Genomic DNA, 26,850 nt, shown 5'->3' with positions numbered 1-26,850 from the left:
GTTAACCTGCTCGCCATTCGGTGAGCAGGTTTTTATTTTGTATAATTGTACATAAAAAAGCTCTCCCTAACCATCGTTAGAGAGAGCAAAATATTAAACTATTCTAATGTCATTCAATTATTCAGCTGCTTCTAAGTCTTCAATAGACTCTATGTCCATATAACTTGGAACGACAAGGCCGATTTTAGCACCTTCTAAGTTCGGACCTAAATCAACTACATCGTCTTTAACACTTTCGTAGAAGTCAGCATGCGTAAATGGCAACCAAGCTGCTACTGTAGCATCAGCATCACCATTCGCAATTGATTCGAAGACGATTGATGGATCTACCGGGGTTACTTCAACTTCGAATCCGTTCTGTTCTAAGACAGTTGCAAGAACATTGGATGAAGCGCGCTCAGAATCCCATGGTGTTGAAGCTAGTTCAATTGTTGAACCATCACCTTCACCAACGCCATCAGTCCATTCTGAAACTTTATCTTCATTGTCTTCTACCCATTGTGCTGAAACATCTGCGATATCTTCATCACTTTCATTGGCGTCATACATGATTTGTTCCATGTCTTCAACTGTCCAATTGAATTGATCGACTAGTTTGTATGCCTCAGGATGGTCCTCTTCAAAACCTTGGCGAGCTAATGTTTGAATGTTTTCAGCTTCACCATAAACCCCTTTAGGATCTTCTAAATACTTCATGTCCGGGAACTGAGCAAACATCCAATGTGGATTCCAACCAGTTACAATGATTGGCTCCTCTGCATTAATTGCCTCTTCTAATTCCGTGATCATAGCAGCTGTCGAAGGAGTTTCTAATGTCCATCCCGATAGACTGTCATATTCCTCGATAGCAGTTTCTGTTGTAACTGAAATACCTGCTCCAGGTTCAATTCCAATAATTGTACGGTCGACTTCTTCACTGTAATTGATATCTTCATTAGAATCACTGTCGCTAGTAGCATCATCTGACCCACACGCAACAAGCGTGAGGATCAGGGATGCTACTAACATTACCATTCCCTTTTTAAAGTTCATGTATGTTAGAGTCTCCTTTATTGTGAGTGAATTACTCCATTGTAGTCCATTCGTCAACTAGGTCTTGGTTGTTTTCAACGAAGTTAGCTGCTGCCTCTTCAGGATCAGCTCCGTCTTGGATTTCTGCCATTACAGAGTTAAACTTCTCTTCGCCCCATTGGAAGTTATCAAGTACTTGATAAGCACCTGGCATATCTTCTTCTAGACCTTCACGAACCATTGTTTCGATTGTTTCAGCATCACCATATACGCCTTCAGGATCTTCTAGATATTTAAGATCCATTTCTGCGAATTTCCAGTGTGGAGACCAACCTGTTACAACGATTGGTTCTTCGTTTTCATATGCTTCTTGTAATGATGTAGCCATTGCACCAGAAGAAGAAGTCTCTACTGTCCAACCATCTAAGCCTTCATAAGTTTCAACTGCATCTTCTGTAGCCTGTACAACACCAGCTCCTGGTTCGATACCAGTGATTGTCTCATTTAAATCATCACCATACTCACCTAAGTTTTCTAGTGAATCAACTTCCATATATTCAGGTACAACAGCACCAATCTTAGCACCTTCGAAGTTAGGACCAAGCTCTACCATTGAATCTGAATGCTCCTCATAAAGATCTCCGTGAGTTGCTGGTAACCAAGCAGCTACCATACCATCAGCATCACCGCTTGCAACTGATTGCCACATAACTGCGTTGTCTAATGGTGTGACTTCAACATCATAGCCTAAATCTTCTAATACTTTACCAATTACGTGAGTTGATGCAATTTCTGTTGCCCACTCAACGTAAACAAGTTCAATTTCACCTTCGTGCGTGATGTCGCCTGATTCACCTGAATCTGAACCATTTTCTTCTGAATCTGAGCCAGAACCTTCATTGTCACTACCACAAGCGGCAATTACTAGAATTAACGCAAGCATAGCTACAAGGCCAAAGCTTTTCCATGTTCCTTTTAACATGTTAAAACAACTCCCCTTTAATTTATTATAATATATTGGAACTCCTCTCCCATTACAGGAGAGAAGAGCTTCCTTATTTTATTTACCCTTATTTAAACTTTGGGTAAAGCGATCGATGATAATCGCAAGGATTACGATACCGAAACCAGCTACGAAACCTGTTCCTGCTTCGGCACGTTGTAACGCGGATAACACGTCACGACCTAAACCTGGCGCACCGATCATCGAAGCGATAACAACCATTGATAGTGATAACATCACAGTCTGGTTAACACCAGCCATAATCGTTGTTTTCGCCATTGGTAATTCAACTTTAAAGAGCTTTTGACTTCCAGTTGTACCGAAAGCGTCTGAAGCCTCTACTAGTTCGTCTGAAACTTGGCGAATCCCTAAGTTTGTAAAACGAACAACAGGTGGTGTTGCGAATACGAATGATGCAAACACACCTGGAACCATACCGATCCCAAAGAAGGCTACGGCTGGAATTAGGTAAACGAACGCCGGCATTGTCTGCATGAAATCAAGTACCGGTGTAATAATATTTTGAGCTATGTTACTCTTCGACATTAGAATCCCGAAAGGAATACCGACTATGACAGAAATTAAACTGGCATAGAAGACTAATGTGAATGTAAACATAAGTTGCTCCCAAAGTTCTTGGTTATGAATGAAAATCAAACCAACAATTGAAAATGCTGCTAATCCAAACTTCTTGCCTGATAAGAAAAAGGCAATAAGTGCAACAAGAATAATGATAATAAAAGGTGGTACCATTGCTAAATATTCAGCCGATGTATCTAGTAGCCACCCGAAACCATCTTGGATTGGGTTAAATATAAATGAAAACCAATCTGTAATGTTGTCTACTCCATCATCTATCCATTCTGCTACTGGTATTTGTGGTATATTATCAAGCATCGTCTGCGTCCACCTCATTTCCATCAGCTAATGCTGCGATTACAGCACCACGTACAATAATACCGCGAAGCTTTCCGTCTTCTGTCACGGCGACTGGTACGGGTGAATCGTGAATAATATTAAAAATATCTTGAATTTGTGTATCTTTGTCGACAGTTGGAACTTCTGTTTTCATGATTTCACTAAGTTTCTCTATTCCACTTTCACGTGCTTGACGTGCTTCATCCGCTGTTACATAACCTTTAAGGTTACGAGAACGGTCTGTTACAAAGATGGATGAAAGTCCTTGTTCACGCATTCTTTCTAATGCAACACGCGGACCATGTTTATCATAGTCAACTGTTTCAGGACGTTTCATAATATGTTCAGCTGTTAAGACTTTCGAACGGTCTACGTCTTCTACGAATTTCTCAACGTAATCGTTCGCTGGGTTTGTCAGAATCTCTTCTGGGGAACCAATTTGAACAATTGAACCGTCTTTCATTAATGCAATACGATCACCAATACGTAACGCTTCATCTAAGTCGTGTGTAATGAAGACAATCGTTTTCTGCATTTTTTCTTGTAAATCTAGTAACTCGTCTTGCATGTCTTTACGAATAAGTGGGTCTAATGCTGAGAATGCTTCATCCATTAGAAGCACTTCTGGATCATTCGCTAAAGCACGTGCAAGACCAACACGTTGCTGCATACCACCTGATAATTGGCTTGGTAGTTGTTCAACATATCCACCGAGTCCAACTAGCTCAAGTGCTTCCTCAGCTTTTTGAGAACGTTCTTCTTTTTCCATACCTTGTATTTCAAGACCAAATTCTGCATTCTCACGTACAGATCTGAATGGGAATAACGCAAAGCGTTGGAATACCATACTCATTTTTGTACGACGAATCTCACGTAAATCTTCTTTATTCATGGTAGCTAAGTTTTGACCGTCGATCTCAACGCTACCTTCTGTCGGTTCAATCAAGCGGTTTAATAGTCGTACCAATGTCGACTTACCACTACCTGAAAGACCCATAATTACGAAGACCTCTCCTTCTTCCACCTCAAAAGTTGCTCGGTTGACACCGACTGTACAACCTGTTTTCTCGAGGATATCTTCTTTGGAGTAACCTTCGTCTAATAATCTCGTTGCCTCTTTTGTTTTCTTACCGAAAATCTTCGATAAATTTTCGACTTTAATAGGCACTGGTTTACACCTCTCTCTTCCTCAATCACTTTAATCATATAACTTATGTTGTAATCACTTTGTAACAATCACTCTTCTAACTATATTATGTTCGACAAAAAAACTCAACTTGTACATAGAGCGACATAGCTTTATTTATTCCGTAAAGTTAAAACTGAACAAACTTATCAGACGAAATACTGATTTTTTCTCTCTTATACTAGCAAATACTATCAATTTTCCTAGTTTGTTTTTGTAAGAAAGTAGTGTAGATTGAAATTAGAAGTCCTAAGGAGGCTCATTGGTATGCAAACACAAGAAAGGGACGAGGCACTTGAAGCTTTTCATTACAATATGATTAGCGAGTTTTCGAAAACGTTGGAGATGTTTTCGCTAAACACAACAGAATCTCAATTATTTGTTATTCTCTACTTGAGTGAAGAACCGATGACGTTGGATGATATGAAAAACGCTCTAGGAAAAAGTAAGACCGCTATGAGCAATGCCATTCACACATTACTAAACTTTAATCTAGTAGAACGGGTTTGGAAGAAAGGTGTCCGAAAAGATTTATACCAAGCTGAAAAGGATCTCTATGAGAAGTTCATGAACGCTTATGTTAATCGCTGGCTAGAGGCGATTGCCAGACAAAAAGCTAATTTAGAAGAGATTGAGAAACAATTCTGCAAAAAATCAACAAACGATAAACAAACAAATCTTAAATTACAAGAAGCATTAAGATTTCACGATGCACTAGAAGATGTTTTTAACAATTTACATAAAGAATACTAGATGTTTATAAAGCGAGTTGTTAGGTGTAAAAAAATTCCTACAACTCGTTTTCTTTATATTATGTTAAACTATAACAAAACTCAAGTGATATACACTGTAGTTTAATTAAAACTTTATCATTAAATAGCGTTACTCCATGAAGTATATCGGGTAAACTATAAAGATATAACTTAATACCATTAAAAAGGAGACGTTGTCGTGAGTGAACAAAACTATTCATTACAAGAAGCCATTCTCTATTCACACAAAATGGCACAGTTATCGAAAGCTGTTTGGAAACAAATCGAAAAAGATTGGCAAAATTGGGTGAAGCCGTTCGACTTAAACTTAAACGAACATCATATATTATGGATCTGTTATCATTTAGATGGCGCTAGCATTTCGGAAATATCCAAGTTTGGGATTATGCATGTGTCTACCGCTTTTAATTTTTCCAAAAAGCTTGAGGAACGTAAGCTTTTAACATTTTCAAAACGAGAAGAAGATAAAAGAAATACGTATATTGAGCTAACAGAGTCTGGCAAGCATCTATTCGAGGAAACGATGGAAGCTCATGCTCAAGGAACAGATAAAAACACCGTTATGCAAGCTTCATTACCCCTAAAAGACTTATATGGTAGATTTCCTGAATTCCAAGAGTTAGAAGCTATTGTAAAAGAAATTTATGGCGAAGAATATCTAGACATTTTAGACCGCTCCATCGCAAGTATTAAAGCGGAATATTAAGAAGGTGTAATTTTTTTGTCAAAAGGGTTGAATTTTTTCTTTGTAAGGCGTATTATCACCCTTGTAATAGACGTTACAAGGCTACGCAACGCCTAAATTCAAAGATAAAGGAGGCCCTATCATGACTTGTTGGAAAACGATCAACATTTCAAGAGAATTCGGCCATAATCGACTGAAAATCTTATCGGTTTTTTTCAGTATTATGTCATTTATAGTCTTATTTGTACCATTTTCGATTATTTACCATAATGTGTCGTTACATGAACCCGCACTGTGGCAAGTTTTGTTAGGGCTATTAACATTACCGATTTTGCATAAATTAGCTCACGCATTTCCACTTACCTTTACGAGTAAGGAATTTACGTTAAAATGGTATTTTAAATACCGCTATATACCAATGTTAAAATTTAATATGCGTTCAAGTTTATCGAAACGCACGTCCATTATCATGATGTTAGCACCTACAATTGTGCTGACATTACCATTGTTAGCTGGCGCAATCGTATTACCGACATTTTATCCAATCTTGATTGTATTTACTGCGATCCATCTGGGTATTTCCCTTACAGATTGGTTAATGTTATCATTCTTTATTAGAGCACCAAAACAATGTATTGTAGAAAAGTCAAAACACAATTATGATATTCTCGTTCAGTCTCCACAAGCGTAGTATGATCGTAAGTCATTAGGAGGGGGAAATATTGCTACTGTTTTATGTACCATTTGCGTTGTTTATTTTTTACGCATTTAATACTATGGCCCAGAAATTCTGTACAAAATCTGAGATGTCTAACGAAAAAAGCACTAAAGTTTATCGTATGATTAACATTTCAATGCTTGTCTTACTCATCTCATCTTATTATGAAGTGAATTTTCTATAAGAAAGTTTAAATTAAGGCTCGCTGTTGATATTGTGATCCGCTACCGGTGGACGCTTTCCGCGGGCACGGCTCGAGCCTCCTCGGCCAAAGAGCGTGGCCTGTGGGGTCTCGAGACTCGTGCTTTTCCCGCAGGAGTCGCCACCTTCGCTTCTCACAAATCAACAACTGATAGCAATTCTAGTTAATAATCAAAAATAAACATTAAACTAACCATAAAAAAAGGTTGATCTTCTTTTGAAGATCAACCTTTTTTGTGAGGTTTTTTAGAACCAAGCGGCGCCCACAATGATGAGTAAAATGAACAACACAACAATTAAAGAAAATCCACTGTAATAACCTTTTCCATAACTCATTTTTTCACCCCCTAATCCATATCTATCTTATTGTATGGTTATGAAAGCTGATGCGATTAGGCGCGTGTCAATTTGATTAATGCCACTTTAAAATATTTATGGTATAGTTATGATTGGAAATATAGAAAAATGGGGGAATCAGAGTTGAAAAAACTAATCGTACTACTCTTTGCAAGTATTTTAGTTATTACTGCCTGTCAATCAGACGAAGAAGTGGTTGTAGAATCTCAATCAGGTGATATCACAAAGGACGAGTTCTATAATGAACTGAAAGAACGTCACGGCGAAGAAGTATTAGAACAAATAACGAAAGAAATGGTTCTTGAATCGCAATATGACGTATCTCAAGAAGAGATTGACCAAGATATAGAAGAATTCAAATCACAATTAGGGCCTCAATTCGAACAATTCCTAGCCCAACAAGGTTATGAAAATGAAGAAGATTTCCGTAACGATTTTTATATGAGTCAACTTGAATTCAAAGCAGCAACAGATGACCTAGATGTTTCAGATGAAGATGTACGTATGCGTTATGAAAATATGCAACAAGAAGTAAAAGCGCGTCACATTTTAGTCGAGGATCAAAGCACAGCAGAAGAAGTCATTCAAGAATATGAAGATGGTCAAGAATTTGCAGCCTTAGCTGAAGAATACTCAACTGATGGTTCTGCTAGTTCAGGTGGTGATCTTGGCTATTTTACTGGCGGTGACATGGTTCTGCCATTTGAACGTGCAGCCTTTTCACTAGATGTAGGAGAAATTAGTGAGCCTGTCGAAACACAACATGGTTGGCATGTCATTCTAGTTGAGGACAAGCGTGAAGCTGATGTAGAATTAGATTCCTTTGAAAACATGGAAAGTCAAATTCGCGAATCGTTATTAGCTTCTCAAGTCTCACAAGATGAACTCAATTCGATTATTGATGAAGTGATGAATGAAGCTGACGTGTCTATACAAGACGATGACTTAGACCATATCTTTGATTCAGAAAACGAAAGTGAAGACGAATAATATATTTAACACAAAAAAGTTCCGAAACATGCCTAACAGCAGTTTCGGAACTTTTTTATAACTAGATTGTAGGCTTGTAAAATTGACGGTTCTCCATTGGAAAAATACGATCAGTAAATTCACCAGGTTCCACCTTCTCAAGGGCCCGATTCATCATGTTCATCTTAGCATCTATCATATCAATTTGGTGCAACATTTCAGCTTCACGGACAATCGGCGTTTTCGGGCTTCCCCATTCATTCTTACCGTGATGACTTAAGACCAGATGTTGTAATAGCATCACTTCTTCACCTTCAATTCCCAATTCTTGAGCGGTTACTTTAATTTCTTCAACCATCATCGAAATATGACCAAGCATTTTACCTTCAAGTGTATAGGATGGTGATGCTGGTGAAGATAGCTCTTTGACTTTTCCTATATCGTGCAAAATAATACCCGCATACAATAAATCCATATTCAAATCAGGATATAACGACTTGAGTGATTGAGCGATTTTAAGCATGCTAATAACATGGTGCATCAGTCCAGAAGCATATTCGTGATGATTCTTTGTTGCAGCTGGGTAAACAAACACATCATCGTTATACTTTTTCAAAATCTGTCTAACGATCCGTTGAATATTTGGATTTTCCAATGCAAAGATGGTTTGTGTTAAGTAATCTTTCATTTCCTCCAAATCAACGGGTGCTTTCTCGATAAAGTCTTCTACTCTAACACCATCCATCTCATTAGCCAGACGAATTTGGCGTATATTCAATTGATGCTTCCCGCGAAATTGGCGAATTTCACCTTGTACGTGAACGATTGATTCCGCAAGAAACGTTTCTTCATCCTCTTTCGCCGCTTCCCATAGCTTGGCTTCAATTTCACCACTTAAATCCCGAAACACAATCGTTAAAAAGGGCTTACCATTACTCGCCACTCCTTTATCAACGGATTTAATTAATAAGTAGCCTTCAAATTGATCTCCAACTTCTCGGTTAGCTACGCCTTGTGTCATACCATCGCACTCCTTTTATTAAACTATTATCTTCTTCGCTAATTTAAATGTATCACATGATAAGATGTAGATGATGGACCCTCTTCAAATGAAAAATAAATAATTTGTTGTTTCTTTGCTTGCTGGGATAAGATCCTCATCATTTCTTGTTTGCGTTCATGATCAAAGTGGACAAACGCATCATCCAATATAAACGGAAATGCTTTAGTATCTCTTAAAGACTCATTTAAAGCGAACCTTAAAGCAACATAGAGTTGATCAGCAGTCCCATCTGACAATTGCTTAACATCAAACCATATATCATCATATCGCTGTACCATTAACGATTCCTCTTGGGAAAATCGAACGGTTTGATAGATTCCTTGAGTCAATTTATTAAATAATTGAGAGGTTTGAGTCAATACATGAGGTAAATAATCGTATTGATACCTTGACTTCGTATCTTGAATAAGTCCTTTAGCTACATTTAAAGCTGCCCATTGTTTTGATAATGTCTTAATTTCATCTTCAATTTTGGATCGTTCATGAATAAGATCAGACAGTCGACCATCTTCTTCTATTTGCCTAATATGTGCTGTACAATCAGCTAAACGTTGTCGTTTCTCTTCTAGTTGTGCCTCTCCTATCTCTTTTCGATGTCGATTGTCATGAAGCACTTCTTGTAGGTGATCCCAGTTATAAGACTGAGCAATTACCTCGTTTGTACTGTCACCGAATAATTGTTTAACAGCTTCATATGCTTCAGCCCTCTTCTGGTCCTTCTCTTGATAAGTAGCAAACGCTTGAATGACGTCTTCTAATTCAGCTTCATTTTCTACATCAATCTCTGACAACATATCCTCCATTGCTTGTTCATAAGGGGCATATTCGTCTTTTAACTCTTGTAGTTGCTTCTCTAATTCCTCTAACCAATAGTGATGCTGATTGATCTGGTTAGTTATATCACGTTCTTGATTTAAATATTCGCGAACCAATGATAATCCCGCTTGGTCGTCGCGCCAATTCAAATCATTCACATAATAAGATAAAAAGCGTTGCAGTTGTTCTTTGATATAGTCGAGCGAGGATTCGATGGTTAGCTGTGATTCAACTAATTGATCGATATCACTTAATATATGTTTAGCATTAATCAATTGTTGGGCAACATCTTCCCATTGCTCGAGTTCATATCGTTCCAGCCACTGATGTTGATTTATTTCTTGGTTTTGTTTGAATTCTAGATCATCAATGATTTCTTCAATCGATAATCGTTCACTTTCAACTTCACGTAATTCACTGTTCACGTAATCGATTTTGGTTTGAAGGTCGCGATTATCATTTATAAGCTGATCATCATTTTCTATGATACGCTCTAGATCACGTTTTTCTTGTTCTAAAGAAACCTTTTCTGAGTTATCTGAATGACTTGCCTGTTGCTCAATAGAAATCTGCTGTCGATTGAGTAGGACATAAAATGCTATCCCACTAATGCCAGCATACACATAACTAAAAACATTCATCCAAGCCATCACACCAGCTAATACAAATCCAATAGCGAAAGCAAGTGCCAACCATTTACCTACCATAAATAATGGCTGTTTTAAAGAAGATTGACGGTTACGTGAAGAGCTACCACGTGAGGCAGTAGTTTGATCGACAAAAATCTGTTGGTTAATTTGCTCAAGTTTCCGTGAGGTTGTGGCACGTTCCTCTTCTGTCAATAAATTCTTTTGAACGTCTTGCTGTTTAGATTCTAACGATCTCAATTCATCTAATTTAATTCGCTTACGACGTTCTAAGTCACTTAATTTTTCTGCATTCGCATGTAAATCATAGGCGATTCTTGACCATGTTTGTTTTGTATAATCACTAATAGCTAAGGATCTTAATTCAGTTTCATCAACTGGCAAATTCAGTTTTTGTAATTGTGAACGCTTTGACTGAATTTGATTAGATAAATCATCATACTGCTGTTTCTTATGTTCCCATTCCACCGTCCAGGCTTGAATTTCATCAAGCGTGAATGGAAAATGATCTTTTTTCGATTGAGCCATTAAGCGATTGCGTTCTTCTTTCGCTTCACTCATCTTAGCCATAATGGCTCGAGCACGGTCATCATAAGTTTGACGTTTCGCTTTAACATCTTCATATCGATCAATGACATCTTGGGACAAATGCGAATGATTGAGTAATGATGCCATTTCCTGATCAAGTAATTGAACACGATCAATGGAAGAAGAAACCTGCAACAGTTGTTGATAATCTTTGATTTGTTGATTTAACTGCTCATCTTCATATTTTAAGGCTTGAATATCTAATTCCAATTGTTTGGCTTCTTGATAAAGCGTAGCGTGCTCTTGTTCTTTTATTTGTGCTTTCTCAATTTCTTCATTGATAGCCTTTAATTGCTGCAAAGCTTGGTTAACAGGAGGCTTGCGACCTTGTTTCTTGAACAGTTTATCGCTTTCTTTTGTTAAGCCTTGTTCAATTTCAACAATATCTTCAGAGCCTGTTAAGCCTAAATTGAATAATACTTTTCCAATATCATCTGACTGCTGATGTCGAATGGCTTCAAGATCACGATCCTGAAAAGAAAAAATGGCTTGATAGATATAATGATCAACATGATCCAATAATTGCTCGATTTCTTTATCCTGAACGGTTTCTCCAGCTAGATACCCTACTCTCTTACCTCGATTACGATGAGAAAATCGCTCAATCGTATATTCTTTTACTCCATCTGTTAAAATGATCCGACCACCTAGTTGCCCATCAAATATAGATGTATATTGTTCACGTTCAGAGGCTGATAATCCAAATAAGATATACGTGATAAATGATCGTAATGATGATTTACCTGACTCATTAGAACCGTATAAATAATTAAACCCACTTGTTAAATCAATCGTTTTTTGATGCCATTTCCCAAAGGACACCACTTCCAATTGCTTTATCCACAAATTAATCCCTTCTATCATTCAGTAATTGATTGATGACTAGTTGTTCTGCTTGTTCTTGAATATCTAATAGATCCTCGTCACTAAATGTTCCGATATGATCTTTGAACTGTCGGTGTTGAAGTAAATCGGTTAAATAGCTCGTGACATGTTCTTGTTCGTCTGACAATTTTATCACTTCACCGACAAATTGATTGGATTGTTTAAGTTGGTTACGGTCGTAAGAAACACTTGTTTTTAACTCTAAATCAGTTAACCAAATCCAGTCATTAACTTGATTTTCCTGCTCATTTAGCCACTGTAACAACTCTGTTTCATAGCCCTGAAGAACATCTGGCACGATGACACGAAGGCGTAACCAAACTTTACCATGTCGCTGTCTCAATTGGTCTTTGTAATCAGTCAACACTTTAACAAGATCATCGATTTTATCACTTGATGAGGCTGTCGTTTGTTCATCTAAAAAAAGCACATCATGTAATGTGTGAAAGGAAAGGTTAGTTTGTTGTTCGGTTAACTCCACTACATAACAACCTTTTTCACCTGTTTCTTTCATATGACGACCTTGGATATTACCTGGATAGACGATATAAGGTCTTTGGGCTAATAGATCACGCTTATGAATATGACCGAGCGCCCAATAATCAAATGGTTTCGCTTTTAACTCTTCCAATTGAAACGGTGCGTATTGATCATGCTCTTCATTTGATTTCAAACTTCCATGTAAAGTCGCGAGATGATAACCTGGCCGTTCAATTCGCTCGTATTCATGCACTTTGGACTCTCTTACGGCTCTTGATTCATAGCTAAATCCATATAAATGAGCTTCGGTTTCACCTTTATTGAATGTTGTCACTGTCACCTCTTCACTGGGGAAAACATAGGTGTTTTCAGGCAGTATTAAATCAACTTTGCGCATCATATCGTAATCATGATTACCAAAACTGATGTAAACGTTAATCCCGTACTCATCTAATCGCGATAATCCTCGCTTTAAGGTCACAAGCGATTTTAATGAAGCAGATTGAACGTCAAATAGATCACCAACAATCAAAACAAAATCAACTCGTTCGTTTACCGCTAGTTCAATCAAACGTTCAAACGCCTTTAATGTCGCGTTTTGCACATCATGTAATATATTTTCTGGTACTTCACGCATTCCCTTAAAAGGGCTATCCAAATGTAAATCGGCTGTATGTATAAATCGAATCGGCTGTTTCATCGTGATCCTCCTTATTATGTATTTTACCAAAAGATAAAAGCGAATGCACGTTCGATTACTATAAAATGTGTTTAAGGCGTCAGACTATTTACAAAACTCCTGAAATTCCATATAGTTAAAGTAGCCTAATTAAACTAGAGGAGGACAAACATGAAGACTTATTTCTTAACTGTTTTTTCACAAAAGGGAGAGAACTTATTAGACGATACAATTGAAGCGCAAAATGATGAGGAAGCATCGAAGATTGGTAAAGAACGCCTAGCTGAACACGGCTATGAAGAGTCGACTCACCGCTGTGTATCACCAGATGGACGTTTAGTGTTATTTCATCGATAAGACAAAAAGAGGCTGCCGCATTTGCGACAGCCTATCAATATTTATTGTTGTTGTTCATCTTCACCGTAAAGTTCTTCTAACGGCTTCGTGATAATCTTACTAACATCGCCAATTAATGTATTAAGGCGCTGCTCTTCTTCCATAAGCTTAGAAATATCTTCGTTTTGTTGAACAAGTTCAACAACTTGTTGAGCTTTCTCAACTTCTTCTTGTGTGATTTCTTCACCTTGAGCTTGTTTTTGTTGCAATTCAAGCTGTGTATCACGGAAGTTATCGAACATTTGCTTCGTTGTTGGATCGTTCATTACTTTTTCATACGCTTCTTTTAGCGCTTGAAATTCTTCACTTTCGCGAAGTCCTTTTTCTAAATCGTAAGCTAAATCATAAATATTTGACACAATATACCTCCTAGAAACTTTGCACATATTCGAACCCTACTGTAACAGAGATTCATCCTCATGTATAGTCAAAACTCAATTATCCGACAAAAACGACAATCAACCCTTGTACTAATCCGATTGTACCCCCAAGTAAAGCTCCTAAATACGTGATCATCTTCAGTTCACGTCTCGAAATATCTAAGACCATTTTTTCCAAACGATTCACATCAAATTGACTGACTTGGCGTTCAACCATTTGACTTAAATCGATTTGCTTCATAATGGTTTCAAGATGATCAGCTATTTGATTAAGCAAGAGCGTGACAAGATTAGGGATGATATCGTGTTTTGCCTGATATTCGAATGTTTTTAACCATGTTGAAACAGGTTCATGTAAATATTTACTAACGTCTAATTCATTAACGATGTAATTGGCCATTTGATCTTCAATCTGATCGTGCAATAGTTTGTTTCGCATGCTTGCAAGATCAAGATGTTGCCATTTATGCCATTCGGCTCGAAGCATGGTTTCAACTGTCTCATGTGTATCATCTGAACGGATAAATTGGTTAATCGCCGGTGTAATCTTCTCAACTAGGCCTTCTTCACCTAAATAATTCGACACCATATTCCCAAGGAAACCTTGACTTTGTAAGAAACTAGAGCCTGTTTCAGATAGTTTTCTTTGACCTTCCCGACTATTCACATATTGGTCGACTTGATCTAATATATATCGCGTTGCTTCAGGCAACGATTCATCGATTGTCTGCGTAAGTTGCTCAGGCAATATTTCATGCAAAGTCTTCGTTTGTTCACGGTCATAGATCTGGCGTAATTGTTCAGCAATCTTCTTCGTTAAATTGGCTTCAATCTGCTCAGTTGACCAGTCCGATTTCACATTACCTAGAAGATCGATCGTGCGTTTTTCAGATTCACACCATTCATCATACTTATGAGATACAGCTTCCGTCACCTGTTGATTAAACGATGGACTGACTAACTTTTCTTTTAAGGCGTCTTGTGTCACTAAATGTGACGTTACTAAATAGCCCAGTTGTTCGGCTAATTCTTCTTGGCGCTTCGGAATCAATCCTGGCGTAAAGGGTAACTGAAAACGGCCAATATATTTCGCTTTATATGGTTTAAATAACATTTTAATGGCTAAGTGGTTCGTCATACCACCTATTAACGCGCCTACAACTACCATCATTAGCACTAATAGTAGTGTCATATCATCACCAGCTTTCTTAACAAATCTCACTTTTCATACTGTAGCATATTTGGTTTAGCATTGCGATTTTACACACATGATTTTTTTGTATCAGGTTAACCTAAACGATAAAGGAGGGTGTTGGATGGCATCTAAGAACAACCGAGAAAAAGACCCACGAAGCGAATTCGATTTAGATGTCGAGCGCATGTTAAATGAAGGGTTAGCTGGTGGCCAATTTAATCCTAAAGATGGCCAAGGTCAAATCGAACAATCTCACGACATTCGTCGAAATAATAAACCATTTGCAAAAGCAGATGATGATGAGAGCTAGGCCGTGGCCTAGCTCAATTTTATGACCCATATCCGATTTTCGTTTCGCCATATATACTATTAATTTCGCCGTATCAACTTAAAATCGCTGTATAAGAATAGATTTTCGCCTGATCGACCAGCTTAACTGGGTCACCCATGATCCACAAAAGAAAAGGAGGGTCTTTTTTATTAAGACCCTCCTCATCATATTCAATCCGCTTCTCATGGCTAGGCTTGTGGTCCGCCGCCCATTTGTTGTTCTGCCATTTGAACTAGGCGTTTTGTGATTTCACCGCCAACAGAGCCGTTTGAACGTGACGTTGAATCTGGTCCAAGCTGTACACCAAATTCTTGAGAGATTTCCGTTTTCATTTGATCTAAAGCTTGTGAAACACCAGGTACAACGAGTTGATTTGAATTGTTGTTTTGCGCCATGTTGTTCACCTCCTGTGTAATCATTATTGTTAACAGGAGACTTTCAATTATAACGGTAAATCTTGTTATTTTGCGTTAGGTTTTGTCATTTCTTTAGGATTAACAAGGCGATCAAATTCCTCACCCGAGAGCAATCCTGTGTCTTCCGCTGCTTCACGCAACGTTTGATCATGCTCATGAGCGTGTTTGGCAATTTTTGCTGCGTTCTCATAACCAATATGAGGGTTTAACGCTGTCACTAGCATAAGTGAATCGTTAACATTTTTATTAATTTCTATTTCATTAGGTTCTAGTCCAACTAAGCAACGCTCGTCAAATGACTTCATGCTGTCACCAAGGAGCTGACAAGATTGCAAGAAGTTATAAGCAATCATAGGTTTGAAGACGTTAAGCTCAAAGTTACCCTGACTTGCCGCAACACCAATTGCTGCGTCATTACCCATGACATGTGTTGCAACCATCGTAATCGCTTCACTCTGCGTTGGATTAACTTTACCTGGCATAATTGAACTTCCAGGTTCATTCGCTGGAATCTCAATTTCACCTATACCACAGCGAGGTCCACTAGCAAGCCAACGCACATCATTAGCAATCTTCATCACATCAGCTGCTAAACCTTTAAGCGCTCCATGTGTATGCACAAGTTCATCGTGACTAGTTAAAGAATGGAATTTATTCGGTGCTGAGATGAATTCACCATTTGTTTCGTCATTTATTTTACCTGCAACCACTTCAGCGAAATCAGGATGTGCATTAATGCCTGTCCCAACAGCTGTACCACCCAGTGCAATCTCACGCACATACTTTAATGAGTCATTGATCATGGATTCTGTTTTCTCTAACATACGATGCCAACCACTAATCTCTTGTCCTAAGGTTAATGGTGTCGCATCCTGTAAATGCGTACGTCCAATTTTCACAATGTCATAAAAAGCATCGGATTTTTCTTTTAATGTGTGTTTCATCTGTACTAAAGCTGGTAATACATGATCCTCAACCTTTTTAACGGCTGCGATATGTAGTGCAGTCGGATAAGTATCATTAGAACTCTGTGATTTATTAACATCATCATTCGGATGTAGACGTGCATCTTTTCCTTGCTGTTCTAACCACTCGTTCCCTACATAAGCTAACACTTCATTCATATTCATATTCGATTGTGTGCCACTACCTGTCTGCCACACAACAAGTGGGAAATGATCAAATAATTCCCCTGCTAATACACGATCAGCAGCATGTGCAATGGCATCTGCCTTGTCCTGATCTAGTAAACCAAGTGATTCATTTGCGCGAGCAGCACTCTTTTTAAGGACGGCAAAACCTTCAATAATTTCTTTTGGCATTGTTTCATTACCAATCGGGAAGTTTTGTAAACTACGCTGGGTTTGCGCTCCCCAATACTTATCGGCTGGTACTTTCATTTCACCTAATGTATCGTGTTCAATACGATATTCCATGATTAGATCCTCCTTTGAATTTACGAACATGACCACTATTTATTATAAGCATTTTTTCTGTGAATTTAAACGATTTACTCAACTAAACCGTAATATTCTTCCACTGTCACACCGGCTTCATGAATTTCTGTTGCAATTGATTCACCGAAATAACGTAAATGCCAAGGTTCATAACCATAGCCTGTTATATCACTCTTTCCTTCAGGATAGCGAATCACAAAACCATATTCATGTGCATTCTCTGCCACCCACTGTCCAGCCGCTGAATTACCAAACGATTCTGTAAGGGCGTAATCATTTTGTGGTGTTGAAATATCCATTGTTAATCCTGTCTGATGTTCACTATGACCTGGTTGAGCGGAATATTGCAGAGCGTGTTCACGACCGTTACGATCAACATTAGAAGCGAATACTGCAGCTTGTGTTTGTTGTGAACGATACCCTGAAATACCAACTAATTGATGACCTTGCTGCTCAGCTTCTTGGAATAAATCCTCTAGGGCTTTAGCGGCCTCAGCTCGCATATATTTGCGCTCATTATTCACAACATGAAATTCAACATTTGGTGTTGTTAAGTCAGGTGGTTCATAACCTTCTGGTAATTTGCGTTGTTTATTGACAACAACATCCATCGCCGTTGGTTCATCAACTACTGTCACGTCTCCATTATTGGTTTCATTTGATTCTTGTTCTTCATTAGCTTCATCTGTTTCTTCATCACCCGATAATTCAATATTGGGTTTGTTTTCTAAGGCTTCTTCACTTGCTGATACTTCTTGTCCTGTTTTCACTTCGGATTCTGTTTGACATGCACTCATCGCTCCAATGATGCATACCATACCAAAGATGCCTATAATACGTTTCACAATCATTCCCCTATCATTTTCTTTTTAAATTCAAATCACTCTTCAATGTTTTATACATTGTTAAGTTTTGATTATTTACGACACAATTTTAACATACGACATACAAATTCGTACTCATTTCACAAGAAAAAGCTGCCTAAATTCAGGCAGCTTTTGAGTCAATTTCAGCTTATTTTACATATTTACCATACTGTTGGCTAAGTTCAATGAATGACTGAACGTCGCCAGTGTCAAGCGCATCATTGATTTGTTCTTCGAGACGTTGTTTGTTAAAGGTGTAAGTTATTTCATCTAAGAATAATCGCGATGCTAACTTGACCTCATAAGGAATGTCACGACGTGCCTTGAATGTCGTCTCACTTGGAAACTGATTTTTCACGAGTACATAAGAGGTAACTTGTTTTTTCATGGCCCCTTCCCCCTTACTCCTTTTTTCTATTATCCTAAATTTTTAAGATAATTGCAACAATTTTCTGAACCTTTAATGTAATTTATTCAAATTTTCTTCTCGTGTGTTAGGTTTTAACGAAATTTTTACCTAAAAACAAGACCCTGACGTTTAATAGCGTCAGGGTCCACCTTATTGGGAGAGAGGTGTTATATAGATACTTTGCTTAGCAAAGTGATCCGCGATTATTTGCCATTCGGTCCGCCTTTACCTTTACTTTTACCTTTAGCTTTGCCCTTACCATTTGATTTTCCTTGGGCTTTGTTTTCTGAAGCTTTATCTTGCTTTTCTTTCACAAATTCTGGCGGCCCTTGTTTACCATTTTCCTCTTTTTCTTCTTTTTGTTCTTCTTTCTCATCATTAGTTTCTACTAATTGATTTTGTGTGACGTCACCTTTAGTGCTGTCTTGTTCATCATCTGATTTATTATTTTCTTCTTGAGCTACTTCTTCGTTAGCTTCGTTATCATCTGTTCCATCATCATTCTGTTGCTCTTCTGTTGTTCCTTCTTCGTTGTTTTGCTCTTCATTTTCAGTGGATTCATCTTGTTCACTGTCATCTTCAGAAAATTCATCAGTAATTTCATTTAACGACTCATATAACGATGCTAAACGATCGTCATCATATTTCGATTCTAAACGATCTAAAGAACGCTCAACATTACGTTTTAGGGCAGCTTTAGCAACTGGATTCTTTTTATCTTCCATAGCTGTTGCTAAAGACAATACATTTTGTCCAACTTGTTCTTCATCAGAAGATTCTTCCTCATCATTTTCTTCTTGCTCTTCTTCGTCAGTTGATTCGTCGCTGTCTTCTTCCTCTTCTTCTGTTCCTTCTTCATTGTCTGTTTCATCTGATTCTTCAGATTCGTCTGCTTGTCTTGCTTCCTCTAATACAGCTAAAACTTCATCTAGTTTTGTCTGGGCTGTTTCAAGATCACCTGATTCATAAGCTTCATAAGCTGACTCTAGTTCTTCCACTGACCAAGCTAAGATGTCTTGAGCTAATTCAGTGTCTTCATTTTCGATTGCTTTTGACAATTCCTCAGATAATTGTGTGTAATAAGTAAATAATTGCTCTTCAACTGTCTTTTCTTCCTCTTGTTCATTCTGTTCTTGTTCACTTTCTTCAGTTTCTTCTACTCCTACATTCGCAAATGTGCCGATTGGAGATAAAAACAAAGCTCCCGTCAGCGTTGCGGCTGATAATGAGTAGACAAAAGGTTTCATTTTCATGTAATCATCCTTTCTATGTATTGTTACTTATACATTACGAAATGCAACCAATCATTGTTGGGGGTTTTAAGAAAATTTATGCAATTTCTTCGTTTATACATTTCAATAACTAAACATTAAAAAACTTACTAGCTTGGTACTAGTAAGTTTTGAGGATTTAATTCAACTATTTTTATAAAGTTATTTATCAAACACTATGATAGTAATTAACTTCAAGACTTAGAATGTGAAGAGGCTAAAAGTTGCTTTAACTTCTGTAGATCATACCATCCATAAGCCGTTTCTTCATATGTCCCTTTCCCAATCGTAATCTGTTCAGCTTCGATAGGACGTGCCCCTAAGCGCACATAAAATTCCCCATTCGGATTATCGGTTAAAATCCACACGAGTAGTGATTGATATCCTATCGTCTCACATTCCTCTACGAAGGTACGTAGTAGTTCTTTTCCATAACCGCCACCTTGATAATCGGGGGACACATATATATTATAAATTTCTCCTTCTACTTCTAAGTAATCTGTCCTTGCTTTACCACCTGCGATAAAGCCTACGATCTCTTCATGTAACGTTTCTAGAACAAATACGTGGTGATTCGTTTGTAACGCGGTCTCCCACATAATCTTACGGTGTTCAAATGATGTTATTTGTTGCAAATCGTCTTGTTCAATTATCGGTTGATATGTTTCAATCCATGTTTGTTCATGAACCTTTGCAATTTGTTCAGCATCTTCAACACATGCTCGTCTTATGTTCATGAGTATCCCTCACTCTTTTTTAGAAAGTCAATAAAAATACGGTCGCAATTGCACCTAACACTGCAAAGATAACATTTAAATTAAATAATGCAATAACAACAGCTATTAAACCACCTGCTAAACCAATCCAAGGCTGATCTGGTATTACCGTTAGAATACTTGGGAAAATCAAAGCCCCTAATGCTGCAAACGGAATCGCATTTAGCCAACGATTGAGCCAAGGACGAAGTTGAACCTTCTCCATAATAAAAGCCGGAATAAACCGAGGCACCATCGTCACAATCGCCATACCAATTATAGTTGCTATAATCATGCCTCATCCTCCTTCATCACAACAATTCCAAGCAAGCTCGCTAAAAGCGTCGAAATGACAATAGCCCAGCCTACTTCAACTGCAAGGACATTCATCAAAACAAAATTAACACCCATCGCAACTACTGCAATGACACCAATACGCCATTCTTTTTTAATCGATGGCACTAATAATCCTATAAACATCGCATATAAAGCGATCCCCATACTATCACTTAGTGTTGCAGGTAAGGCATCACCCAAGATCGCTCCTAAAAAGCTTCCAAACAACCACCCTATGTAAGCTAATAAAATTAACGCTAAAAAATAAAAAGCTCCATGTTCTTTTTTAGCTTCATGGCCATTTAAGGATGATACGGCAAAAGTTTCATCTGTCAATCCAAGTGTTAATCCGAACTTCCAACGCATCGGGAATTCCCGGATTTTATTAACAAAGGACATGCTCATAATGAAATGACGAAAATTCAAAACAAATGTCGCAACGACAATTTGTATGAGCACGGCCCCTTGAGCAAACATATTTGCTGCCATGAATTGAGCTGCTCCAGCGAAAACCAAAGCACTCATCATGGTAGTCTCAAAAGTTGTTAAACCTGACTGCTGTGCTAAGACACCATAAGCAATTGCAATGGGTAAATAACCTAAAAAGATGGGAAAACCAGCGATCGCACCTCGCTTAATCGCTAAGAGTTTTGTTTGTTCAACTCCCTCATCTGTTATCATTGATGTTTCCCCCATGTTAACACCTTCTCTCATCTTAATCTGTTGTTGGTCTGGGATAATATGTTGGATGCAATAAGTACGCAATTTTCTCTAATCCTTCTATCAATCGCGGTGATGGCCTGCAATATAAATATTCCTCCAACACATGGATATTTTCGTTTTGAATCGCTGATAAGGTATTAGCTTGTTCTCGTTTTTTTATAATGGCAGGGTTCATCTTAGCTTCTTGAACACCAACCCATACCATACAAATGACATCAGGATCACGTTCTAATACCTCTTCCCATTCTACTTGTACACTCGCCTGATCATAATCTTTGAAAATGTTATAACCACCTGCTAATTCACTTATGTAAGATAGCCAATTTTGTTTGCCTGGTGTGAATAATGGTTTCGGCCACCACTCCCAATATAACGCTTTCGGATATTTTATTTCCCGGGAAATGGATCGATATTTGTCTAAGTGGGACTTAAATTGGTCGTAAACTGTTTGTGCTTTAGTCTCTTTCCCTATTTCCTTCCCTACTGTCAGTAAATCGTTTGCAATTTCGTCTAATGAATTAGGATCGAGAATAATATAAGGAATTTGAGCATCATCTAGCTTTTCAATATTTCGTTCCATACCAGGTACACTTAATGAGGCCAATACTAAATCCGGCTCCAATGCACGGACTGCTTCAATATCAATATTTAAATCTCTACCTACTTTAGGTAATTGATGGACTGTTTCTGGCCAATCACTATCATCATCAACACCCACTAATTGATCGGTCGCTTCTAAATACGCTAATATCTCAGTATTGCTGGGACAGATCGATACGATTCGCACACCATCACCTCGCCTTAAAATGTTAGAAAGGAGAGACTGAATTTTCAGTCTCTCCTTATATTATAGCTTGAATTGTTGGACTTGGCTATTTAAGTCTTCTGCTAATTTCGTTAAATCATCTGCTGCCCGAGATATTTCTTCCATCGAGCTATTCGTTTCTTCAATTGATGATGCTGTCTGTTCCACACCAGCAGCTGATTCTTCTGAAATCGATGCAATCTCCTCGACTGACTTATTCATCTCTTGGCTATCATTTAATACATCTTTTAAGTTAGACGTAATCTCTTGAATTTGACTGACCACATTATTAATGGCCTCTTTGATTTGGATAAAGGTTTGCTCTGTATGTTTGATTTGTTCTGAGCCTTGTTCCACTTCATGATAACCCGATTCTAATGATTGGGTAACTTGTTTTGATTCTGTTTGTATAGAGCCAACAATGCCTGTGATATCACCGACAGAATGGCTGACTTGCTCAGCTAATTTACGCACTTCATCAGCAACAACTGCAAAACCTTTCCCATGTTCACCAGCACGTGCCGCTTCAATAGCTGCGTTCAATGCGAGTAGATTTGTTTGATCAGCAATATCTTCAATCACTTGGACCAATTTAGAGATTTCGTTTGATTGTCGGTCTAATCCTTTTACTTTCTCGACAGCATCTTCAACAATATGATGAATTTGGCTCATTTGAGTAACCGACTCACTCATCATCGATCGACCTTCTTGTGTCATCTCAAGAACTTCCTCTGAAGCGTGCGAAACATGTTCTCCACCGTCATATGATGTCTGTACTTTCCGAACTAATTGTTCCATCATTTCCGATAAAGCGGATGCACTTTGGGCTTGGGTTTCAGTACCAGATGAAAGCTCCTGCATGGTTGAGGCGATTTGTTCGCTACCTTCACTAACTTCTCGAGCCGATGCTGTCATGGCTTCCCCTTTATTTGTCACAGATTCAGAAGCAGTGGAAACACTCGAAATGATTGTGCGTAAATTCGATTTCATGGTATTAATCGACGATGCTAGTCGTCCTAATTCATCATTTCCTTGATATTGCACATCTTCAACCGTTAAATCACCTTCTGAAATCTGATCAGCAACTTCAACAACAGACTGTATATTTTTATTGACGTTACGACTGATTACAACTAGTAGTATTATAGCAATAACAGCAGCAACGATAATACCCGTCACTAAAACCGTTTGAATCTCAAGCATAGCTGAGCGCGTATCACCAGCTGAAGCGCTGAAATCATTAATCACCATTTGACGAAGTTCATCAATCATACCAGTCGTTTCAGTACGAATAGATTCAACTTTTGAACGACCACCTAATGCTGCTTGTTCGTCACGTTCACCAATAGCATAAACAATCTCCTCTTCAACAATATTCGTAATTTCTTCATTGTTCGTCAAAATTTGATCAAGTAGGCTTTGCTGTTCAGAACCTAAGCGATTTCCAACGTTTTCAGCTATAGCCACAAATTCTTCGTTCATACTACGATATTCATTAATATGGTCATTCGTTTTCAACATAACATAGTCGCTAATTCTAATATCTTTCCCTCGGAAAATGGATTCCATTTCACCTACTTCAATAGCTGCTTCACTTAACCCTACTTGTTCGTTAATGGTTTGATCAGAATCGTAAGCTTGCATAAACACAAACCCTGAAGCAATAGTAAACAGTAATAAAGTAAAAATAAGCACTAAACCATACTTCTTACCAATTGATAAATTAGAAAAAACTTTTGTTTTATGTATATTCTCTTCAGTTTCACGTTTCGATTTTTGTCGTCGACTTCCTCTCTTAGGCAATTTTGCTCGCCATTTTTGTAACTTCCCCATCGTTACTCCCCCTTTTTGATAATCCTATCCACTCAATCATCTAGCCATTAACCTTTAATAATCCAAAAGTTCACTTAATGATGAATTTTCTAAATTCGACAATTCTTACTTAAGATTAGCATAGGGGGGTCTAATTGACAATGTTTTGTGAGCATTTTTTCTTAAAATCCAATCATTGACCACAGGCTATTAGTCTTAGTGAATGACCATTAAATTGGTTTTATATAAACACGGCGATTTAACAGCATTTCTAATGAATAAATGATATTTCGAATCTTAATGTCATGATACTGTTCTTTTGGATAGCGGAAAGTAACTTCATTTGTATTTAATGTAGATTTACGATCTAACTCAACCCGTAATTTTCCTTGGTAACGAGCTGTTACTTGAAGCTGTTGTTTAACAAACGGATAGTTATTTCTTGCTTCTTTTAGACTGGGGTGAAGAATTGATATGAGGTCGTTATAGTGAATGTTTGGTGAGTAAAATCGCTCTAAAAAAGAGAAGTCAGTCGCTAGCCAGCGTATTCTATACCGCAGATCTTCATCAACTTCCTTCCATAATTGCTCACCTAAACGATATAAATTAATACCAGTAGGATACGGGCGATTCTTTTCATTTACTACCTTTTCTACAGCAGGGGTGTATGAATGATTATGTTTTAATAAACGACGTTCATACAAGGTAGCCCAACCTTCATTCATGAGACTGGTTTGGCCTATTATTCTAAATAAACGATTCTCGAAATCAAACACACGCCATAATTTCACAAGTGGCACATTCAAATTCATGTTAGTTAGAAACCATTCGACGTCATCTTCACGAATATAAATGAATTGATATAAATCGTATAAAGAACGATTTAACGAGAAGAAATCATGATCACTCAGTTGTTCTCTTGCTTGTTCAAATTGTTGCCGCATGACAGGGTATTGTTCTTTAAACGCTTGAATCATGGTGACTATATAATGATTTTGATTTATAAAATCTGCATGCGCTAAGCAATGTGCGGTGATCAGATTTTTGATGTGTTCTGGTTGGTTTTCACGTATATAAACCGTTTGGTCGACAACATCAAACAATTCGGTCACTTCAGTTGGTGCATGAGAAGGTTTATGTAATGTGAGTCTTTTAGCGTAACCTTTTTGCTGCAATTCATCTAACGAAGCGGAAGATACAATTTCAATATGAAACGGTTGAGGTGACAGACCAAGATCCACTGCTGCTTCCAACCATTCATGATCCACCATTCTCAAATAACCCCTTTTTTTCCAAATAAAAAGATGGAGCTTGGTCATGCTCCATCTTTTGCGTGATTATCGTTCTAGGTCTGGAAAAATGCGATCTAACATTGAGTTAAACTCTTCAAAGAATCCTTCAACTGGATCGCCTTCACCAGCACGTTCAACATAATCATTAATCGTGTCAAAGAAATCAGCATTAGCTGATACATAAACATTATCTAAATCTGATTTCTCCGATTGAACGACTTCTGAAACCTTTTTCTTAACTTCATCACTGATCTCTTCACGATTATTATTATTCATGACAACTGCTACATATGCATTATTATCGCCAGTCATGACATAGGCACGGTCTACTTCATCAACTTGACGAGTTACTTCTTCTGCCGCTTCCTCTGCTACATCGAAACGGTTTTGATCGTTATTTTGATTCATTCCATTTCGATTGTTTTGTTCTGTTCGATTAATTTGATTTTGACGACTGTAGTCATTTTCCGGATCGTTTACGTTCATTGGTTCTTCTCTCTGGTTACGATCTAAAGCTTCATTCTCTCTTGTTTGTTGATAATCTGTCTGCCCGTCGTTATCCATCATACCCGTGTCATCACCTTGACATGCTGCTAACAGAGTAAATAAGAGAACAAACAAAAGTACAAACATCCGTCGCATAAAATCAGCCTCCTTTCCAACATATTCAATCGTTAGTATGGAAATAAGAAGCTAACATTATGCTGAAGAGTTAATTCCATTTATTGCTATCGACGTAAAGCAAACATTTTCCGCAAATCACGACCAGTATAATAACCGTATTCTCTTTGTTTTTGATCAACCTGAGCAATTGGAAAGCGATCAATTAGTTCTCCATCGTCTAGAATCCACATTGATTGGGCAATGTGCTCAATCACATGCCAGTCATGACTAATCATAACATTCGTTGCTCCTTGTTCATTTAGTTGATGTAGCCACGTCAACATATCGTGTTTAGTCGCTAAATCAACACCGACAAACGCTTCATCCAGTAATATGAGATCTGGTTCATGGATTAAACCAATAGCTAAATTCAATTTCCGTGCCATTCCACCACTTAATGATTCGACATTAAGATTAAGAACATCTTTTAAACCGAGCACTTCAATCATTTCATTTACATAGCGTTGATTAATCTGTTTCGTCATCTTCTCGTAATACGTTAAATGATCTCGAACAGTCATGTGATCAAATAGAGCTAACTGTTGCGGCACATAACCTATCGAGATTTTTTCTTGATTCTCATTTACGCATGTACCAGAGCTTGGCGTTTCTAAACCAGCAATTAGCTTTAATAACGTTGATTTACCCGCACCATTCGGCCCAAACAAACTAATGCAATCGCCCTGCTTAATCTCACCAGATATATCTTTGATTAATACTTTCTTTTTTCTTTTATAAGTCACATCATTTAATGCCAACATCTA

30 protein-coding genes are annotated in these 26,850 nt (G+C 37.8%); 7 read left to right on the top strand and 23 right to left on the bottom strand.

Going from position 1 to position 26,850, the window contains the following annotated elements; all coding sequences use genetic code 11:
• Positions 1-117: 117 nt before the first annotated feature.
• The 4 genes from J2S77_RS09535 to J2S77_RS09520 form a co-directional block, all read right to left on the bottom strand.
• Positions 118-1,032, bottom strand: coding sequence for a glycine betaine ABC transporter substrate-binding protein (locus J2S77_RS09535; protein WP_306976779.1), 915 nt, complete (start codon positions 1,030-1,032; stop codon positions 118-120).
• Positions 1,033-1,063: 31 nt separating this feature from the next.
• Positions 1,064-1,993, bottom strand: coding sequence for a glycine betaine ABC transporter substrate-binding protein (locus J2S77_RS09530; protein WP_306976777.1), 930 nt, complete (start codon positions 1,991-1,993; stop codon positions 1,064-1,066).
• Positions 1,994-2,071: 78 nt separating this feature from the next.
• The gene (locus J2S77_RS09525; protein WP_306976776.1) at positions 2,072-2,911 is read right to left on the bottom strand and encodes an ABC transporter permease; all 840 of its coding nucleotides are present in this window, start codon (positions 2,909-2,911) and stop codon (positions 2,072-2,074) included.
• Complete coding sequence (locus tag J2S77_RS09520) at positions 2,904-4,100, bottom strand: quaternary amine ABC transporter ATP-binding protein (protein WP_306976775.1); 1,197 nt, start codon at positions 4,098-4,100, stop codon at positions 2,904-2,906. The genes J2S77_RS09525 and J2S77_RS09520 overlap by 8 nt, the downstream gene beginning before the upstream one ends.
• Positions 4,101-4,385: 285 nt before the next feature.
• On the opposite strand from J2S77_RS09520, the gene J2S77_RS09515 reads away from it, so the two are divergent.
• From J2S77_RS09515 to J2S77_RS09500, 4 genes are all read left to right on the top strand, one after another.
• Entirely contained in the window at positions 4,386-4,871 is a 486-nt protein-coding gene (locus J2S77_RS09515; RefSeq protein WP_306976773.1) for a GbsR/MarR family transcriptional regulator, read from the top strand.
• Positions 4,872-5,069: 198 nt separating this feature from the next.
• On the top strand, positions 5,070-5,597 hold the full coding sequence (locus tag J2S77_RS09510) for an HTH-type transcriptional regulator Hpr (RefSeq protein ID WP_306976771.1): 528 nt from the start codon (positions 5,070-5,072) through the stop codon (positions 5,595-5,597).
• A 121-nt stretch (positions 5,598-5,718) separates the two neighbouring features.
• A complete protein-coding gene (locus tag J2S77_RS09505; protein WP_306976769.1) occupies positions 5,719-6,267 on the top strand; it encodes a DUF3267 domain-containing protein in 549 nt (182 codons plus the stop codon).
• A gap of 31 nt (positions 6,268-6,298) precedes the next feature.
• Positions 6,299-6,478, top strand: coding sequence for a hypothetical protein (locus J2S77_RS09500; RefSeq protein ID WP_306976767.1), 180 nt, complete (start codon positions 6,299-6,301; stop codon positions 6,476-6,478).
• 263 nt (positions 6,479-6,741) lie between these two features.
• Here J2S77_RS09500 and J2S77_RS09495 read toward each other — a convergent pair whose 3' ends face one another.
• Entirely contained in the window at positions 6,742-6,831 is a 90-nt protein-coding gene (locus J2S77_RS09495) for a YjcZ family sporulation protein (protein WP_306976765.1), read from the bottom strand.
• A gap of 144 nt (positions 6,832-6,975) precedes the next feature.
• Between J2S77_RS09495 and J2S77_RS09490 the strand changes: the two genes are divergently transcribed.
• A complete protein-coding gene (locus tag J2S77_RS09490; RefSeq protein WP_306976763.1) occupies positions 6,976-7,842 on the top strand; it encodes a peptidylprolyl isomerase in 867 nt (288 codons plus the stop codon).
• Positions 7,843-7,903: 61 nt separating this feature from the next.
• Here J2S77_RS09490 and yhaM read toward each other — a convergent pair whose 3' ends face one another.
• From yhaM to J2S77_RS09475, 3 genes are read right to left on the bottom strand one after another with little or no spacing between them, the layout of a single operon-like run.
• On the bottom strand, positions 7,904-8,842 hold the full coding sequence (gene yhaM / locus J2S77_RS09485) for a 3'-5' exoribonuclease YhaM (RefSeq protein ID WP_306976761.1): 939 nt from the start codon (positions 8,840-8,842) through the stop codon (positions 7,904-7,906).
• Between the two features lie 38 nt (positions 8,843-8,880).
• Positions 8,881-11,781 carry an ATP-binding protein gene (locus J2S77_RS09480; RefSeq protein WP_306976759.1) on the bottom strand — a complete coding sequence of 967 codons (2,901 nt, stop codon included), beginning with the start codon at positions 11,779-11,781 and terminating at the stop codon, positions 8,881-8,883.
• 1 nt (position 11,782) lies between these two features.
• A complete protein-coding gene (locus tag J2S77_RS09475) occupies positions 11,783-13,000 on the bottom strand; it encodes a metallophosphoesterase family protein (protein ID WP_306976757.1) in 1,218 nt (405 codons plus the stop codon).
• A 150-nt stretch (positions 13,001-13,150) separates the two neighbouring features.
• On the opposite strand from J2S77_RS09475, the gene J2S77_RS09470 reads away from it, so the two are divergent.
• Entirely contained in the window at positions 13,151-13,336 is a 186-nt protein-coding gene (locus tag J2S77_RS09470) for a YhzD family protein (RefSeq protein WP_306976756.1), read from the top strand.
• A 41-nt stretch (positions 13,337-13,377) separates the two neighbouring features.
• Here the strand turns inward: J2S77_RS09470 and J2S77_RS09465 are convergent, their stop codons facing one another.
• Together J2S77_RS09465 and J2S77_RS09460 are read right to left on the bottom strand one after the other, a co-directional pair.
• Positions 13,378-13,734 (bottom strand): YlbF/YmcA family competence regulator, encoded by a 357-nt coding sequence (locus J2S77_RS09465; RefSeq protein ID WP_306976754.1) that lies wholly within the window; start codon positions 13,732-13,734, stop codon positions 13,378-13,380.
• A gap of 79 nt (positions 13,735-13,813) precedes the next feature.
• Positions 13,814-14,947 carry a DUF445 domain-containing protein gene (locus J2S77_RS09460; RefSeq protein WP_306976753.1) on the bottom strand — a complete coding sequence of 378 codons (1,134 nt, stop codon included), beginning with the start codon at positions 14,945-14,947 and terminating at the stop codon, positions 13,814-13,816.
• A 124-nt stretch (positions 14,948-15,071) separates the two neighbouring features.
• On the opposite strand from J2S77_RS09460, the gene J2S77_RS09455 reads away from it, so the two are divergent.
• Positions 15,072-15,260, top strand: coding sequence for a hypothetical protein (locus tag J2S77_RS09455; RefSeq protein WP_306976752.1), 189 nt, complete (start codon positions 15,072-15,074; stop codon positions 15,258-15,260).
• A gap of 209 nt (positions 15,261-15,469) precedes the next feature.
• On the opposite strand, the gene J2S77_RS09450 is transcribed toward J2S77_RS09455, so the two are convergent.
• From J2S77_RS09450 to J2S77_RS09390, 13 genes are all read right to left on the bottom strand, one after another.
• Positions 15,470-15,676, bottom strand: a complete 207-nt coding sequence (locus tag J2S77_RS09450) for an alpha/beta-type small acid-soluble spore protein (protein ID WP_167262802.1) — start codon at positions 15,674-15,676, stop codon at positions 15,470-15,472.
• Between the two features lie 65 nt (positions 15,677-15,741).
• Entirely contained in the window at positions 15,742-17,133 is a 1,392-nt protein-coding gene (gene fumC, locus J2S77_RS09445; protein WP_306976750.1) for a class II fumarate hydratase, read from the bottom strand.
• 74 nt (positions 17,134-17,207) lie between these two features.
• Positions 17,208-18,005: a M15 family metallopeptidase gene (locus tag J2S77_RS09440; protein WP_370871814.1), complete on the bottom strand. Its 798-nt coding sequence runs from the start codon at positions 18,003-18,005 to the stop codon at positions 17,208-17,210.
• Positions 18,006-18,168: 163 nt separating this feature from the next.
• The gene (locus J2S77_RS09435; RefSeq protein ID WP_306976747.1) at positions 18,169-18,408 is read right to left on the bottom strand and encodes an IDEAL domain-containing protein; all 240 of its coding nucleotides are present in this window, start codon (positions 18,406-18,408) and stop codon (positions 18,169-18,171) included.
• Between the two features lie 224 nt (positions 18,409-18,632).
• Positions 18,633-19,682 (bottom strand): hypothetical protein, encoded by a 1,050-nt coding sequence (locus J2S77_RS09430; RefSeq protein WP_306976745.1) that lies wholly within the window; start codon positions 19,680-19,682, stop codon positions 18,633-18,635.
• Between the two features lie 212 nt (positions 19,683-19,894).
• Positions 19,895-20,437, bottom strand: a complete 543-nt coding sequence (locus J2S77_RS09425; protein WP_306976743.1) for a GNAT family N-acetyltransferase — start codon at positions 20,435-20,437, stop codon at positions 19,895-19,897.
• Between the two features lie 19 nt (positions 20,438-20,456).
• Positions 20,457-20,750, bottom strand: a complete 294-nt coding sequence (locus J2S77_RS09420; protein ID WP_306976741.1) for an AzlD domain-containing protein — start codon at positions 20,748-20,750, stop codon at positions 20,457-20,459.
• Positions 20,747-21,487, bottom strand: coding sequence for an AzlC family ABC transporter permease (locus J2S77_RS09415; RefSeq protein WP_306976739.1), 741 nt, complete (start codon positions 21,485-21,487; stop codon positions 20,747-20,749). Before J2S77_RS09415 ends, J2S77_RS09420 begins: the two co-directional genes overlap by 4 nt.
• A gap of 19 nt (positions 21,488-21,506) precedes the next feature.
• Positions 21,507-22,301, bottom strand: a complete 795-nt coding sequence (locus tag J2S77_RS09410) for a cobalamin-binding protein (protein WP_306976738.1) — start codon at positions 22,299-22,301, stop codon at positions 21,507-21,509.
• Between the two features lie 60 nt (positions 22,302-22,361).
• Positions 22,362-24,152: a methyl-accepting chemotaxis protein gene (locus tag J2S77_RS09405; RefSeq protein ID WP_306976736.1), complete on the bottom strand. Its 1,791-nt coding sequence runs from the start codon at positions 24,150-24,152 to the stop codon at positions 22,362-22,364.
• Positions 24,153-24,361: 209 nt separating this feature from the next.
• Positions 24,362-25,402 (bottom strand): hypothetical protein, encoded by a 1,041-nt coding sequence (locus J2S77_RS09400; RefSeq protein WP_306976734.1) that lies wholly within the window; start codon positions 25,400-25,402, stop codon positions 24,362-24,364.
• Between the two features lie 66 nt (positions 25,403-25,468).
• Entirely contained in the window at positions 25,469-26,065 is a 597-nt protein-coding gene (locus J2S77_RS09395) for a YhcN/YlaJ family sporulation lipoprotein (protein WP_306976732.1), read from the bottom strand.
• A gap of 86 nt (positions 26,066-26,151) precedes the next feature.
• Positions 26,152-26,847, bottom strand: coding sequence for an ABC transporter ATP-binding protein (locus tag J2S77_RS09390; RefSeq protein WP_306976731.1), 696 nt, complete (start codon positions 26,845-26,847; stop codon positions 26,152-26,154).
• Positions 26,848-26,850: the final 3 nt, after the last annotated feature.

The sequence above is a fragment of the Alkalibacillus salilacus genome (assembly GCF_030812915.1).
Classification (GTDB): domain Bacteria; phylum Bacillota; class Bacilli; order Bacillales; family Alkalibacillaceae; genus Alkalibacillus; species Alkalibacillus salilacus.
Note: the sequence above shows the minus strand (reverse complement) of the source record. Positions and strands in the feature narration are given on the sequence as shown.